At 64.5% G+C, this 15377-nt stretch carries 15 protein-coding genes; 7 read left to right on the forward strand and 8 right to left on the reverse strand.

The window, feature by feature from the left end:
- The first annotated feature begins 55 nt into the window (after nt 1–55).
- Both EV137_RS23370 and EV137_RS23375 read left to right on the forward strand, forming a co-directional pair.
- Nucleotides 56–727 (forward strand): hypothetical protein, encoded by a 672-nt coding sequence (locus EV137_RS23370; RefSeq protein ID WP_202871084.1) that lies wholly within the window; start codon nt 56–58, stop codon nt 725–727.
- Complete coding sequence (locus EV137_RS23375) at nt 724–1686, forward strand: DUF6308 family protein (protein WP_134130725.1); 963 nt, start codon at nt 724–726, stop codon at nt 1684–1686. Before EV137_RS23370 ends, EV137_RS23375 begins: the two co-directional genes overlap by 4 nt.
- Nucleotides 1687–1842: 156 nt before the next feature.
- On the opposite strand, the gene EV137_RS23380 is transcribed toward EV137_RS23375, so the two are convergent.
- From EV137_RS23380 to EV137_RS23415, 8 genes are all read right to left on the reverse strand, one after another.
- The gene (locus tag EV137_RS23380; RefSeq protein ID WP_166679985.1) at nt 1843–2913 is read right to left on the reverse strand and encodes a 5-methylcytosine restriction system specificity protein McrC; all 1071 of its coding nucleotides are present in this window, start codon (nt 2911–2913) and stop codon (nt 1843–1845) included.
- 2 nt (nt 2914–2915) lie between these two features.
- Nucleotides 2916–5105 (reverse strand): AAA family ATPase, encoded by a 2190-nt coding sequence (locus tag EV137_RS23385; protein ID WP_134130727.1) that lies wholly within the window; start codon nt 5103–5105, stop codon nt 2916–2918.
- A 148-nt stretch (nt 5106–5253) separates the two neighbouring features.
- Complete coding sequence (locus EV137_RS23390) at nt 5254–6048, reverse strand: SDR family NAD(P)-dependent oxidoreductase (RefSeq protein ID WP_134003652.1); 795 nt, start codon at nt 6046–6048, stop codon at nt 5254–5256.
- A complete protein-coding gene (locus tag EV137_RS23395) occupies nt 6045–7487 on the reverse strand; it encodes an ABC transporter substrate-binding protein (protein WP_134130728.1) in 1443 nt (480 codons plus the stop codon). Before EV137_RS23395 ends, EV137_RS23390 begins: the two co-directional genes overlap by 4 nt.
- Before the next feature lie 9 nt (nt 7488–7496).
- Nucleotides 7497–8366: a carbohydrate ABC transporter permease gene (locus EV137_RS23400; RefSeq protein ID WP_134130729.1), complete on the reverse strand. Its 870-nt coding sequence runs from the start codon at nt 8364–8366 to the stop codon at nt 7497–7499.
- Nucleotides 8363–9268 carry a carbohydrate ABC transporter permease gene (locus tag EV137_RS23405; protein WP_134003658.1) on the reverse strand — a complete coding sequence of 302 codons (906 nt, stop codon included), beginning with the start codon at nt 9266–9268 and terminating at the stop codon, nt 8363–8365. Before EV137_RS23405 ends, EV137_RS23400 begins: the two co-directional genes overlap by 4 nt.
- 7 nt (nt 9269–9275) lie before the next feature.
- Nucleotides 9276–10100, reverse strand: a complete 825-nt coding sequence (locus EV137_RS23410) for an aldo/keto reductase (RefSeq protein ID WP_134130730.1) — start codon at nt 10098–10100, stop codon at nt 9276–9278.
- Between the two features lie 5 nt (nt 10101–10105).
- Nucleotides 10106–11824 (reverse strand): GH39 family glycosyl hydrolase, encoded by a 1719-nt coding sequence (locus EV137_RS23415; protein WP_134130731.1) that lies wholly within the window; start codon nt 11822–11824, stop codon nt 10106–10108.
- Between the two features lie 157 nt (nt 11825–11981).
- On the opposite strand from EV137_RS23415, the gene EV137_RS23420 reads away from it, so the two are divergent.
- The 5 genes from EV137_RS23420 (at nt 11982) to EV137_RS23440 (ending at nt 15373) form a co-directional block, all read left to right on the forward strand.
- Nucleotides 11982–12662: a GntR family transcriptional regulator gene (locus tag EV137_RS23420; RefSeq protein WP_202871085.1), complete on the forward strand. Its 681-nt coding sequence runs from the start codon at nt 11982–11984 to the stop codon at nt 12660–12662.
- A 34-nt stretch (nt 12663–12696) separates the two neighbouring features.
- The gene (locus EV137_RS23425; protein WP_202871086.1) at nt 12697–13314 is read left to right on the forward strand and encodes a TetR/AcrR family transcriptional regulator; all 618 of its coding nucleotides are present in this window, start codon (nt 12697–12699) and stop codon (nt 13312–13314) included.
- A gap of 75 nt (nt 13315–13389) precedes the next feature.
- Complete coding sequence (locus tag EV137_RS23430; protein ID WP_134130732.1) at nt 13390–14259, forward strand: alpha/beta fold hydrolase; 870 nt, start codon at nt 13390–13392, stop codon at nt 14257–14259.
- Nucleotides 14247–14993: an HD domain-containing protein gene (locus EV137_RS23435; protein ID WP_134130733.1), complete on the forward strand. Its 747-nt coding sequence runs from the start codon at nt 14247–14249 to the stop codon at nt 14991–14993. The genes EV137_RS23430 and EV137_RS23435 overlap by 13 nt, the downstream gene beginning before the upstream one ends.
- Before the next feature lie 50 nt (nt 14994–15043).
- Nucleotides 15044–15373 (forward strand): cupin domain-containing protein, encoded by a 330-nt coding sequence (locus EV137_RS23440; protein ID WP_166679986.1) that lies wholly within the window; start codon nt 15044–15046, stop codon nt 15371–15373.
- Nucleotides 15374–15377: the final 4 nt, after the last annotated feature.

Here is a 15377-nt window from a genome sequence, read left to right on the forward strand (position 1 = left end):
GTTTACCTATGCGCTCTTCATGTCTCATTCATTGCCAGAGCTGTAGGAGACTCTTGTGATCGATCCGAAGGACCTCTCGCGGCGTGGATTCGAGAAGGCCCTGATGACGCAGCAGGCGCTGGCTGTGGCCAACGTCGCTCGTCTTCGTCGTGTGCATCCTGATATGAGCCCGCGTGAACTGCTCAGATACCTCGACCGCGCCTACCTGATTGCTGTCACTACGACGGGAGGTGCGGCGGGGGCGACTGCGGTGGTTCCAGGTGCGGGTATCCCAGGAGCACTAGTCGACATGGCGGCGTTTACAGAGGCCTCCGTCCTCTACGCACTCTCGTGTGCCGAAGTGCATGGGCTCCACTCGGAGGATCTGGAGCGCCGTCGGTTGTTGGTGCTGACCGTTCTTATGGGCGACAGCGCTACCGGGGCGCTCAGGACGGCGGTAGGTCGAACCGGCCCTCACTGGGCGAGGCGCATCGTGACTGCGATTCCGATCACGACAATCAATCGCCTCAACAAGCTGCTCGGACCTCGATTCATCACGAAGTACGGGACGAGGCAAGGGCTGCTGGTGTTGAGCAAGCAGGTGCCGCTTGGAATTGGTGTAGTACTAGGTGGCGCTGGCAACCATCTGATCGGTCGTGGCGTCGTTGCCTCTGCGCGTACGGTCTTCGGCGGGCCTCCGAACGAATGGGAGCCAGGGCAACCAAGTTCTGGAGGCACGACGAGATGAGCAAAGGTGCCCCTGCGGCGCGGAACTGGCGGCATACTTTCGAGGTGGTCGGGTTCCGACCGAGCGGCCAGTTCGGAGCGATGCGGGCTCGTGTCGAGGATGTCGACGCCACGGTGCTGGAGGACGGGCTCGGCCGACTTAGCATGACGTTCACTCACGTCGGGCGGCGCTCGGCGATGCAGTACGAGGTTGCCGTTCCTTTCGATGTAACCGTGCAGCAGGTGGCTCGATTGATGGCGAGCGCCTTCGAGCGAGCGCATCCTGAGACCCGCGAGAAGACCGCAACTCCGGACCTGTCCGCCGTCGACCACAATTTCGTTCGGGTGGGCGGTGTGGTCGTTGAGCGTGAGCAGGCGTTCGCTTGGGCTCACGAGTATCTGACCGGATCATCTTGGGCGTATCCCGGCTACGACGCGTACTACGCTCGTTCCGACCCGCAACGCATCGAGGACGCTGATCTGCTGGCACCTGTGCTGCTCAATGTCAGCCGTCTGACCCTGAAGGCCTACTACGGGTTGCAGAAGCACCGCGAGCGATTGCAGGACTGCCTCGCTGCAATTCCTGAGGACGCCGAGCTGATCAGCGCTGGAGACCACGACCTGGAAACGATCCGCAAGCTATTCGCTGTGCTCAATGCCCCCGGAATCCCGGATGTGCAGGGAACGATCCTGGCCAAGATCTTGCACCGTAAGCGGCCAGCCTTCATTCCGCTCTACGATGAACGCGTCCGCCGCTGCTACCAAGTGGGTCCGCGAGCCCCGCTACCCGTCAGGCGCCGTCGGCCGTGGGGAGAATTTTTCGTCACCCTCGCGATGGCTATGCGCAGTGATCTGGTCGATCAGCGCGACACCTGGACCGAGATCGCGAATCTCGCCACCAGCCCAAGGATCAGCTTGTTACGCGCGCTCGACATCGTCGCCTGGCGTGCTGGCGGTGTCGATTCAGCTCCGCATCGCTGACTTGTCGGCGTTGGCGCCATCCATGCCATGTCCCACGGTTCCGTGAATCCCGGAGTCCCGATCAGACTTTCGACTGCGAGACGAAGGTCACCGTCCGCGGGATCCGCGGCCGGTGAGGTAACTCGGGTAGACCAACCCTGAGGGCTCTAGCATCCCTCAGTCCTGCTCGGTCGACGGGGAGATGGCGGTGAGCAGCTCCTCCGCCAGGGTGCGGGCATTGGCAACTAGGTTTACGGTCGCGAATCGTATTCGGTGCCCTTGGATGACCACCTCTTCGTCGACATGCTCGCCGACGCTGGGATGCAACATGAGCCCCTCAGACCTTGTGTCAGGCTCATCGGAGTCCTGGGACATCAGGTAGGCGTAGATCTGGTACACATAGCCGCTGGCCAGTGTCGCCGTCCGGTAGTGGCCCGCCTTGGTTATCGAGGTGAACTTGGTGTCAATCACGATCCGGCGTGGTCCGGCGTCCGCCGGGCTCGGGTGCTCCAGGACAACGTCGAGCTGCATACCGGGCAGGATCGCTGCCATTCCGCCGGAGGCGGCTGTCACGTTCCACGACAGGCGCTGTCCGTGCGTGACGGTCCAGCCAGCGGGGGTGAGTCGATGCCGGTAGAAGCCGTACGCCGCGTGCTCGAACAGCCTGCGCAGGTACTGGTCCTCTAGGGAGGGAAGCGGCAGCATGCTGCCGCCTGACTCGGTCGTTGGGATTGCAAGCGCGAGTAGCAGCTCGGCGGCAGCAATCATCATCCGGTCGCGGGTGAGAAGTCGCTGGCGTTGCATGGCGGGCACCGCGCTGAGGGGCGGGCAGGGGCCGTGTACGCCGGCAGCGCCGAGCTGGAGAGCCAGAGAACGGTACTTCGGCTCGCCCGGTATCAGAACCGCGGCCCGTTCGAGGGCGGCCTTGGCTAGGCGGTTTGCGGCGGTGTCGGTGACGATTTCGTCGAATGTGCAGTTCACCTGGCCGCGTTGGAGGAGCTGGCGGCGCTCTGTCGGCAGCACATTGATACGGCCTCGAACCCGGTGGGTGGCACGTGTGGTCTGCTGGAAGCCCACCGACAGTCCGGTGTGGAGTCGTACGGTTACCTGCTCGGCGAGGATCCGAGCGACCAGGTCAGGGAGATCCTCAGGGTTCTCCTCAGGGGCGACGAGGCCCGTGCCCGCGGTGCGGTAGAGCCTGGATGCGTACAGCTGGAGTAGCCAGACGTTTCGGATCGGAATCTGCACGGCTATCCGCCCAGTAGCTTGCGGTATTCCGCCTCGGCCACGTCTGGGCGGTCGAACCAGTACTCCTCAAGGAGCGGCCGGACGTCGGTGTCGACAACACGACGCCACCAGTCTGCGGTGTCGAGCCCGGTCTGTTCGAGGCGGACCGCTGGTGTGAAGTAGCTGTGGCCGACGCAGTACTGGCGACCCAGGGCGCTGTCCTTCGTGATGGTGTCGTTGAGGCTGCGGACCCGATTCCCGCAGGTCTCGAGGACGTCGAGGTCGTAGCCGAGGCCGCTTAGGTGCTGCACCCAGTCGTCACCGAAAGCTGGCTTGAGCTCGATGAATGCGAAACGCCTACGCAGTGCCATATCCACCATGGCGAGGGATCGATCGGCAACATTCATGGTGCCGATGAGGTGCAGGTTGGGAGGGACAGCGAACCGTTCGTCCTTGTTGCGCGGGTAAGCGAGTCGGATTGCTTGTTCCGGTGAGCGCTTGTCTGCCTCGATCAGTGTCAACAGCTCGCCTAAGATCTGGGCTGGATTGCCGCGGTTGACCTCCTCGATCACCAGCACATACGGGTGTTCCGGATCTGCCTCGGCTTGGCCGCACATGTCGAGGAACGGACCATCGGCCAACTCGAGCCCCATGGTCCCGGGGCGCCAGCCACGGACGAAGTCCTCGTACGTCAGCGAGGGGTGAAACTGCACAACCTGGACACGGGTGCTTCCGCGCTCGTCGCACAAGGCCCATGCAAGTCGGCGGGCGAGCCAGGTCTTGCCGGTGCCGGGTGGGCCTTGGAGGACGATGTTCTTGCGCGAGCGCAGACGCTCAAGAATCGGTTCAAGCTCGGCGGTAGGGATGAAGCAGCCGTCGTCGCGGATGGACTCGACGTCGTACGTCTCCCCAGTGAGCTCCGGCACTGGGTCACCCGAAGCGATCGGTGTGAAGATCGCTTCGCCGTCCAAGGTATCCGGGGCGGTATCCGGCGTCGTCGCGAACAGGTATTTCCATGCCGCATGGGACAGCTCAGGGAAGGAGTTGTACGGCGTACCCGGGTCGGCCAGCCACGCTACCAACGCTTCGGTGTTCGCCAGGAATTGCTCGCCGTCGATTCGGGCGTCGAGAGACAGCGTCGCCGCAACCTCGGGAAACTGCTTCTTAAGGAAGGTGGTGTTGGTCGAATCGTAGGCCGCGAACGTGTGCGGCCGGATCCAGTAGATGCCCATGCTCAGCTTGCGAGTGCCGCCGGTAGCGCATGCATCGAAGGCGGTGACCAGTCGTTCGCGCGTCTCTTCGGTGGGCTCGGCGGCGTAGCCGATTGCGGCGCGGCACAGTTCCCACAAGGAGTCGACATCGTGAGGGCCGCGCTCGTTCTCCCACGAGACGTACCAGGAGTTGAGGTTGTTGACTACAGGGACGCCAGCGAAGGTGTCGGGATACGGCGGTTGCAGGCCGAACTCCTCGCCAAAGGCACGCGCGATGAGGGCGCGAGCTTCGTTGCGTATACCCCGGTTAAAGCTTCCTAGCACCGTGAAGGGGTCGACGTCACGCAAGGGACCGTAGCTGCCGTCGGTGCGGTGATCGGACTGCAGATACTTGAACAACTGAGGGCGCCCCGACGCTGCGGCTACCTGCCACACCTTCTCTAGAAGCGCCGCCCGATCACTCTGGTAGGCCAGGAAGGCGTCGGTGAGGCGTGGGTAGAAGTCCGCCCACGCGTAGTTGTCCTCGACGCTTGGCTGAGGCGACGCCAGGAGATGTGCGATCTCCTCCTCAGCGGTTGTGATGGCGAATAATGTTGTCGCGGCGCTGACCTCATTCTGGGCCGCCTCCGATAGCTCGGTACGAGGCACACCGGTACGCGTCCACGTCACCGGCCTCCAGTGTCGGTAGACCTGACTCTCGGGGTGAAACTCATATGGGCCGGTGACGGTTCCGATGTCCAGGGTCCTGTTAGCCCGATTGGGGCAAACGACCACGTCGCCCTCGGCCATCGCGTGCACGAACCGATAGAGAGTCCCTGCAGTTGCCGGGATCGACGTCTCGTCGAGCTCCGGCATATGCTTCGCCACCGCGGCTTTGAACGCGTCGCGCGTCGCGCCGATCTCAGCCAAGTCACCGACTTCGTCCCACCCGATCCTGACCGCCCCGTTAGCGACCGGGTTGATGTCCGGCCGATCGTTATGGATTCCCCACATTGTCGCCATAGATCGCCAGCGTAGTCCGGGTCGCAGACACTGGTCAGCAATCTACTGCCCGGAATCCTCGACGATCGTTGCGTTTGACTTCCGGAAGACGGGACCTCACGGCGCGGCCGACAGGCCGGAGCGATGGACGGTCGGGCGCGTTGACCGCTCAATGCATGTAGAGGCCGCCGTCTACGTTGAGGGTTTGGCCGGTTATGTAGGTGGATTGGTTGGAGAGTAGGTAGGCGATTGCGGAGGCGACGTCATGGGTTTCGCCGACGCGGTTGACGAGGAGGGTGTCGATCAGGTCTGCGCGTGTCTCGGGGGTTAGGGGGCCGCCCATGATGTCGGTGTTGATGGGGCCTGGGGCTATGGCGTTGACCGTGATTCCAAAGGGGCCCAGTTCTCGGGCTAGGGCTCGGGTTAGGCCTATTACGCCGGCTTTGGCTACGGAGTACGGGGTTTTGCTGTAGGTGCCGCCGCCTCGTTGGGCTGAGGTGGAGGAGATGCTGACTATTCGGCCGTAGTTGTGGCGGACCATGGACTCGGCTACTCGGCGGGTTACGTAGTGGACGCCGTTCAGGTTGGTGTTGATGACTCGGTGCCACTCGTCGGAGGTCAGTTCGAGGTAGGGGACGGGGGAGCTGACGCCGGCGATGTTGGCTAGCGCTGCTAGCGGTGGGAGGGCGGCCTCTAGTTCGTCGATCGCTGTGCGGACCTGGGCTTCGTTCGAGACGTCGGCGGTGACGGCGTACGCCGTGACGTTGTGGTTCGCGGCGATCTCCTCGGCGAGTGCCTTGCCGCCGACAGCGTCGATGTCGAGGATGCCGATGTTCCAGCCCTGCGAGGCCAAGAGCAACGCGGTGGCTCGGCCGATGCCCCGCGGGGATGCCGCGCCGGTCACGACCGCGGTACGCGCGCCGGGTGCGTCCGCGGTGTGGTCGGCGGTGTGGTCGGCGGTCACTTGGCGGCTCCGTAGTCCTGGCCGGGCTTCCAGTCGCTGAAGGCGTAGTCGGCTTCGGAGACTTTGGCGCCGGCGGCCTTGGCCTTTGTCAGGGCCTGGGCACGGTCGGCCGACGTGGCGTCGCTCAGCTTCTTCAGTTCGGCCTTGAGGTCCTTGATCGATCCGCCCAGGTAGCCCTGGACGATGTTGCCGACGTGCGGGGTGACCGGCTTGCGCAGTGCGTCGACGCGCGCTATCGCGGGGTTCTTCACGATCGCCTGGGGCATCAGGAACACGTTTTTCTTGCAGTACTCGACGCCCTTCTTGTACGCGTCGACCACGTTCGACGACGCGACGAGGTCGAGGTTCAGCGGCGGTTGGTCCATCGCCTCGACCATTCCCTTCTGGTAGTCGTCGGACATGAAGGACGCGATCAGCTTCCCGGCGACGTCGGGATTCTTGCTGTCGGCGGAAACGAAGTACGTCGCAGCCGGCCGGCCGCGGTAGCACCACGGATTCATGCCGGAAGTCGGCACCAGAATCTGTCCGGACGCGAGCTTGTCGACGATCGTCGGTGCCAGCGCCTTCGATCCACCGGCACACCAGATGCCGTCGATGAACGTCCCGACCGCCCCGGACGCGTACCGGGTGCGAGCATCGACGACACCGAAATTGTTGGAGCCCGGCATGATCAACTTGTCTTCGTTCAGCTGCTTCAGGAACTCGATCACGCCCACGTAGGCGTCATGGTGATAGGCGTACTCGCCGGTGGTGAACTGCAGCCCTTGGTATCCGGGGAAGCCGGCAGCCTGCGCCATGTCGTCGACCTGGTCACGGATGCGCCCGCCGTCCGCACCGATCGCCAACGTGAGCGGCTGGATCCCGGCCGACTTGAGCTTCCCCAACGCGTCCTTGAACGCGGCGTAGTCCGTGGGGACGTTGTTCGGGTCGAGTCCGGCCTTGGACCAGTGGTCCTTGTTCACCCACACCAGCGTCGAGCTCTGCCGGAAACTGAACATCGGGAAGCCGTACAGCTTGCCGTCCAGTTGGGTGATGCCCTCGGTGAACGCGTCCTTCGGAAGCTTGGACTTGATGTCAGCCGGGATCGTGACCTCGTGTACCCATTTGCCACTCACCAGGGCAGGCAGCGGAAGCCCGATCACGTTCGAGTAGACGTCCGGCATCTTGTTGGCCTGATGCGCGAGCTGGAACGCCTGGGTCGCCTTGGACGCGTCGTAGTACGTATGGGCGACGTTGGTCTTCAAAGACGGCGATTGGGTCTTGGCCCAGTCGTCGTTGAGGTGCTTGAACGAACTGAAGTGGTCCCACCAGTCCAGCGTTCCGGTGGCGCCTCCGCTCGTGCTCCCGGACTGAGAGCTCGAGCCGCTGCATCCGGTCGCGGCTCCGACGGCGGCGAATACTGATGCGCCGAGCAGACTGCGACGTGTCATCCCGGTCATTTCTACTCCTTAGGACTTGACTGCTCCGGAGATTCCCTCGACGAAGTAGCGCTGCAGGAAGATGAAGAGCACGACCACGGGGACGATCGAGATCACCCCGGCCGCGGCCATGCCGGACCAGTCGGTCGCGGTCTCGCCGACGAACGCCTGCATGCCGACGCTCACCGTCCGGAGATCCGGCCGGCTGAAGGTGAACACCAGTGGCAGGAAGAAGGCGTTCCAGGTCGTGATGAAGGTGAGGACCGCGACGGTCGCCGTGACCGGCATCGCCAGCGGCAGCATCACCGAGAAGAAGATACGGACGAACCCGGCGCCGTCGACGACCGCGGCCTCCTCCAGTTCGCGGGGGATCTGCCGGAAATATCCGTAGTACAGGAGGATCGCCGACACGTACGCCCCGCCGCTGAGCGCCAGGATCATTCCACCCAGCGAGTCGATCAGGTGCAGCTGCATCGAGATCTTGACCACCGGGATGATCGTGTAGCCGGTGGGGACGAACAGCGTCGCGATCAGTACGCCGAGGAACACCTTGGACCCGCGGAATCGGTAACGGGCCAGGACATAGCCCGCGGTCGCGCAGCGGATGGTGACGATGACGACGGTGATGACTGTGGTGACCACGGTGTTGATCAGGTACCGGCCGAAGTGCGCGTCGTTCCACGCCCGCGCATAGTTGTCCCAGACGAACTTCGAAGGCCACAGCTTCAGGCCGCCCGCAAACATCTCCATGTTGTCCTTGAGCGAGGCCGACAGCATCCACAGGAACGGGAAGATCCAGAGCACCGCGATACCCACCAGGAAGAGCGCGGCGATCCACCAAGGCAGCCGGTGCAACAGCCGCCGTTGCCGATCCGTGCGTACGACGACTTGCGCTGTCATCGCTGGTCTCCTCTCAGCCGGCGACCGGCGTACACGCCCCACAACTGAAGGGCTCCGACGACGGCGACCAGCAGCCCGAAGATCACCGCAGCCGCGGAGGCGTGTCCGAGTTGGGGGATCGAGGCGGCGAAGGCCCAGCGGTAGATGTAGATCTCGATGATCTCGGTGTGGAAATACGGTCCACCGCCGGTCAGGGTGTACATCAGGTCGAAGTTGTGGAAGGTCTCTTCGACCGTCAGCACGGTGATGATGATCAGGAACGGCTTGAGCATCGGCAGCGTGATGTGCCGGAAGAGTTGCCCGGTGCCGGCGCCGTCGATCCGGGCGGCCTCGTACAACTCGTACGGGATGGTCTGCAGCGCCGCGAGCCAGTAGATCATCGTGACGCCGAAGAACTTCCACACGTACAGAACAGCTGCTGTCGGCAGGGCCAGGTGCTGGTCACCCAGGAAGTCGACGCCGCCGAACCCGAGCTTCGTCAACGCCGTGCTAACCGGTCCGCTGGCCGGATCCAGGATGAAGCGCATCACCACGCCGATGATCGCCGTCGTGGTCACCACCGGGATGAAGAACGCCGAACGCAGTAAGCCGATCAGGGGCAGCTTCGGCGAGTTGAGAACCATTGCCAGCAGCAACGTGAGCAGCACCCGCGCCGGCACCACCAGCAACATGAAGAACAATGTGACCTTGAACGAGTTCCAGAACAGCGGATCGGCGAAGACTTCGCGGTAATTGCTCAGGCCAACGAACTTCTGATCGGCGTCGAAACCGTTCCACTCGACCAGCGAGTACCAGTAGCTCGCGATGATCGGGTAGATGGTGTAAACGCCGTACAGCACGACGGTCGGCACCAGGAAGATCCAGATCCAGGTGGTCCTGAGTCGTACAGATCTGCCAGTCATGATCCGGTTACCTGATCTGGCTGAGCGCGAAGGTGCGGGGATCGTTGCCGATCCGGTGGCCGGCCTCCAGCGCGGTGATCGAGGCGACCTCGTCGTCGGTCAGTTCGAACCCGCCGAGATCGAAGTTCGCGCGGATCCGTTCGGGAGAGACCGACTTGGGGATGACGAGATGTCCTTGTTGGAGGTGCCAACGGAGCACAACCTGGGCCGGCGTCACGTGATGAGCGTCGGCGATCGACGCCAGTACCGGAAGATCGAGATCGTGCCCCTGACCGAGCGGAGAGTACGCCGCGATCGCGATCGACCGCTCGCGGCACAGCTCGGTCAGGGCGCGCTGCTGATAGCTGGGATGCAGCTCGATCTGGTTGACCGCCGGAACGATCTCGCTCTCCTTGGCCAAGCGGTTCAGGTGTTCGGGCAGGAAGTTCGACACGCCAATCGCCCGTACCCGCCCGTCGGCGTAGATCCGCTCCAGCGCACGCCAACTGTCGACATAGCGATCGGCAGTCGGGTGGGGCCAGTGCACGAGATACTGATCCGCGTAGTCCAGGCCGAGGCGCTGCAGCGTTTCGTCGTACGCCGTCAGTGCCGACTCGTAACCGTGCTCCCCGTTGCGCAACTTGGTGGTGACGAACAGTTCGTCGCGCGGAAGACCGCTGGCCCGTACGGCGGCACCCACACCGGCCTCGTTGTTGTACGCCGCCGCAGTGTCGATGTGGCGGTACCCGACCTCGATCGCCTGCTCGACCACGCGCTGGGTGTCGCTCGGCGGGACCTGGAAGACGCCGAAACCACGCTGGGGAACCTGTACGCCGTTGTCAAGTGTGATCATCGCGGTCAGCTGCTCGGTTCGAGGATCAACAACGATGCCGACGGCAACGGCAGCGAGACCTCAAGAGACACCTCGCCGTCGACCGTGAGGCTGCGTTCCGGTTCGAACTCCTCGAGACCCTGCCGGCTCTTGATCGTGGCCAACTGTTCGGCGGTCGGGTCCTGGGGCGAGCCGAGCCCTTGCCAGACGGTGAAGGCATTGCTGTGGTCGGCGTCGATGCGCAGATGCCGCAACCGGTACGATCCCGCAGCCAGATTGCGCAAGGTCAAGTTCACCGGTGTCAGGTCAGGGCTGGTCTGGTACTGGTCGTCGATGTGCCGCCAGACCAGTACGGCGACGCTCCCGTCCTCCGAACGCGAAGCCAGGGCGTCGACTTCCTCGGGCATGCTGCTGCCGTCGGTGCCCTCGAGCTCGCTGACCTGCCAGGCCGCGTCCGAGGTCGTGCGGAGACGGTCCTGCCCTAGCAGCGACAGCATCCGATAGGCGTTGAGGAACGGCTTCTCGACGCCGCCAGCGGTGAGGAAGGAGCGGGTGCCTTCGAAGTAGCGTTCGGCCTCGAAGTAGAAGCTCCACGAGGTGGCGTACGCGACCTGCGCCGGCTCAGTCGCGTTCAGATCGAGGATCTTCTTCATCAGCTTCGCCTGGAAGACCGGGTAGTACTCGGTGTTCTGGAAGCTGTAGTTGCGGTTGTCGTAGCGTCCGAAGTGCGCCGGCACCGCCGCGTCGCACTCGTCGACGATCACCGGCAGCTCGGCGTACGCGTCGTACGAACCGATCAGCCGGTTGAACTCGCGCAGGTCGTACAGCATCTTCGTCGACGACGGGCTGAGCTGCTCGGCCGCTGGCTCGGCGAACGGGCGGTAGTCGCGGGTCGGGAAGTGGCAGCCTTTCGTGTGGTACGAGATGAAGTCCAGCGGCTCGCCGCGACGCGAGGTGTAGTCCAGGAAACCCTGCAGGAAGTTCAGTCCGCCGCTGGTGACAGCCGGTCCGCCGACCTTCGCCTCGGGCAGCACGGCCCGGATGGCCTGGACCGTTGCGGTGTAGAGCTCGTTGTACTGGTCGAGGGTGCCGCGCCAGTAGTCGATGTCCGGCTCGTTCCACAGCTCCCAGAGCCAGGTCTTCACCTCGGCCTCGCCGTAGCGGTCGATGCAGTGCCGAACCGTGGCGCTGATCAGGCCCGCCCACTTCTCGTAGTCCTTGGGCGGATATCCCCAGGCGCCCGCCTCGTAGTTGGTGTAGGCCGTCGGGCTCGGTACGACGGTCAGCTCGGCGGCCTCGGGTGGCAGCAGGTCGCGCGGTGTGAAGCCGAGCTCCACCAGTAGGTGGTGTCCGGCGCCGACAATCGCGTCGTACGCCTGATCCAGCAGGGTGAAGTCGTAGTACGGGTTGCCGTCGGCGTCCTCGTGGTAGACGTTGCCGGAGCTCCAGTGCGGGATGCCGAATCCGCTGCCGGAGCAGTACATGTAGTGCGGCCGGACGAAGTAGCCGGCGCCGGAGAAGTCGGCGAAGGTCTGCAGCAGGCGCTTTCCGGTGGGCATGTACGTCCAGTTGAACTCGTCGTACCCGAAGCTCTCCCAGATGCGCGCCAGCGGGCCCTCGATCTCCGCGGCGTCGACCTCGATCGTCGCCGCGGTGACGTGCGGAGCGTCGGGGTTCCGGGGAGCGGCGGGCGGGAAGGGGCCAAGTGCCCTGCGTCCGGTGTGAACCGCTGTGTCTGTGGTCATCGGCGTCGTGACCTCTCTCTGCCTGAGCGGGAGCTTCAGAGTCTGCTCGGCACTTCGTTTACTGTCAATGGGTAACTGTTTACAATCTACAGTGATGCTCGGGAGGGGTTAGAGTGCATCGGATACTGGCGGTAACTGGCTTGAGGAGGTGGTCGGCTTGATCCCCGACGATGTCGTGTCCCCGCTGCCGTCGCAGCGCGCTCTCGGTGATCTGGTGACCGACGTGCTCCGGGAAATGATCACGGGCGGCCGGTTCCAGCCGGGCCAGCATCTCAAGGAGACCGAGCTGGCCGAGGCGCTCAAGGTCAGTCGCGGTCCGATCCGGCAGGCGCTGGCCCGGCTCGAGGAAGAGGGGCACGTGGAGCTCCGGCGGCACCGCGGGGCGTTCGTCAGCACCTTGACCAGGACCGATGTCGAGGAGGTGCACACCCTTCGCGGCGCGATCGAACGACTGGCCGCCGGCCGTGCGTGCACCCGGATGCAGGGCGCGGGCTTCGCCGAGATGGACGAGGTCCTGGAGCAGATGAAGAGCGTCGACACCAAGATCGATCCGGAGGACGCCGTACGGCTGGACCTCCAGTTCCACGACATCATCTACGCGTATTGCGACCACTCGCGCGTGCAGCGCGTCTGGGAATCCATCCGCGGGCAGGTGACCGTTTTCCTGCGCGCGCGGAACGCGAGTTTCCCGGATTTCCTGGAGGTCGGCTACAGCGAGCACAAGGAGCTGCGCGACGCGCTCGCTCTGGGGGATCCGCAAGCTGCGCAGGACGGAATCGACAAGCACATCCTCGGCGCGTACGAGCGACTGAAGCGACTCAACCTGCCTGACCGCTGACCTGCTCGAGTGTGGTTTGTGGAATGGTTGCAGGATGGTGGATCCACGGGCGCAGCGGACGATCGATGCGTTGCTGAGCGCTGCGGAAGAGCTCTTCGCTGCTCGGTCCGTCGCTGACGTCACGGTCGAAGAGATAGCGGCGACTGCTGGTGTCGCGGTCGGGTCGGTTTACAACCATTTCGGATCGAAGGCCGGGCTGTACGCCGCCCTGGTCGAGCGGGCCGTTGTCGTGGATCGGCAGTTCATGGATCTCGCGTACGTCGAGGGCCGCGGACCGGTCGAGCAGTTGTACGCCGCGGCCGATGAGTATCTCGCGTTCTATCTGGCGAATCCGGAGTACTTCCGGATGCTGGCGTTTCCGGCGGAGCCGGGGAGTTACGCCGCGGGACAGGAACTCGCGGACCGGTTGGCGGACTCCGTGGACGAGCAGAACCGGCGGATGGTCGACGCGATCAAGCGCGGTATCAAGGCCGGCACGATCCGTAAGGTCAACGCGGCGGACATGGCAACGGTGCTGTGGTCCTCGTGGAACGGGATCATCAGCCTGGGCTGGCGGCAGGATCGCCTGCAACGTAACCCGAGACAGCTGAAGCGCCTGCTCCGCGCGGCGACGGACGCCTTCGCCCGCGGTCTGCTGGTCGAACGCGACTGAGATTGCGGCCGGCAACGGCCGGTGCTAGGGTGCGGACACTTCTTGCAATGATTACAAGAAGGAGGTCGCGGCGTGATGACGGACTCGCGCGATGCGCGGTTGGGTACGGCGTACGAGGTCGAGTTGCCGGCCGGCACGTTGCGGTACCACGCAGTCGGGGACGGTCCGCCGATCGTCTTTGTGCATGGGTATCTGGTGAACGCGAACCTGTGGCGGAAGGTCGTGCCGCTGTTGTCGGGGCAGTTCCGGTGCATCACGCCGGACTGGCCGTTGGGGTCTCATCTGGTGCCGATGAACCGCGACGCCGATCTGTCGCCGCCCGGAATCGCGACGTTGATCGCGGATTTCCTGGTCGCACTCGATCTGCGGGATGTGATCCTGTTCGGCAACGACTCGGGCGGCGCCTACAGTCAGCTCGCTGCGGCGACGTACCCGGAGCGCATCGGAAGGCTGGTGCTGGCCTCGTGCGAGACGCCGGACTGCACGTGGCCGCCGACGCCGGGCGGCTTTCCGCTGCTCAAGCGGACGGCGGTACATCCGTTGACGTACCGCGCGCTGTATCAGGTGCTGCGATGGCCCGGGAGTTGGCGATGGCGGAACACGTACGGCTGGCTGGCCAAGTACCCGATCGACGAGGTCACGATGCGCAGCTACATCGATCCGGTGCTGAACGATTCGGCGATTCGGTGCGACGGGCGGAAGGCGATCGGCTCGGTCGACGAGCGGTACAGCCGGGCTGCCGCCGCAACGCTCGTCGAGGAGTTCGGTAAGCCGGTCGACTTCCTCTGGGCTGGGGAGGATCACGTGTTCCCGACGGCGCACGCGACGGCGTACGCCGAGCGGCTCGGGACCCGGGTGCAACTGATCCCGGACTCCTTCACGTACGTCGCTGAGGATCAGCCCGAGCTTGTCGCGCGGGAAGGGTTGGCGCGATGGCAGCAATAGGTTCGCCGGACTGGGTGGCTGAGACCAACGGTGCGCTGGGGTTGCGGGATCAGGTGCGTTTCGTCGCTCAGGCGATCGTTCGGGAGCTTGCGCCGCGGCATCGGGGTGGAGCCGTGCTCGCTGTGGATCGAACTCCGCCGAGCACGGTCGTCGCGCAGCACGTCACCGACTTCGCTCGGACCGTCCTGCCTGCGCCCTTGCTGCACCACAGCATGCGCTCGTGGCTGTGGGCGTGCATGCTGGCCGACCTCGATCGGATCGAGTACGACGATGAGCGCCTGTACGTCGCTGCGCTGTTGCATGATGTCGCGCTTTCCGACTCGCATCGTCCCGGTCCGGCGGCTGCTTGCTTCGCCGTACATGGGGCGACGGTCGCGCGTGATGTCGTGATCGGGGCGGGTGGAGGTGCTGCGTTCGCTGACGATGTGGCTGATGCGATCGCGGCGCACTTCAATGTCGCCGTACCGCTGTCGTGGGGTGCCGAGGCGCACCTGCTGCACGCGGGCACGCATCTTGATGTGGTCGGGTTGCGGCGGTTGGAGATCGCCCGGAGCAGCGTCGACGAGGTTCACGCGCGAGAGCCTCGGGCTGGGTTCGCCGGCCATTTCCTCGCTGTGATGCGTGAGGAGGGGCGGCTTCGGAAGTCGTCCCGAGCCGGGTTGCTGTGGCGCCTCGGGATGGAGCGCTCGGTCCGCCGGGCCGAGCGGGCAGTTGCATGCGAGGACCAGCCGTAACCGGGAGGAGGGGTGGAGTCTTCGTCGGCTCAGTGTGCGACCATCGGCTGATGGAGGTCTTGCGTGTCGAGGAGTTGGCGGCCGTTCACCTGGAGTTGGCTGGGGAGAGTGACAGCGGACGTAGTGCGACGACGTTGTACACCCGCCCCGGGGCCCGGTTGCGGCAGACGTTGATCGCGCTGGATGCCGGTCAGACTCTTGGCGAACATCAGAGCCCCGGTGACGCATCGCTGATGTGCCTGCAAGGGGACGTCGTCCTGCGGGCAGGTGACGCCGAGGTCGAACTGCGGGCGGGAGATCTCGTGGCGGTACCTCCACAGCGCCACGACGTACACGCTCGAACTGCGTCTGTTCTGCTGTTGTCAGTTGCGCTGCACTGAGGAC

This window comes from Kribbella pratensis, assembly GCF_004366075.1.
GTDB classification, from domain to species: domain Bacteria; phylum Actinomycetota; class Actinomycetes; order Propionibacteriales; family Kribbellaceae; genus Kribbella; species Kribbella pratensis.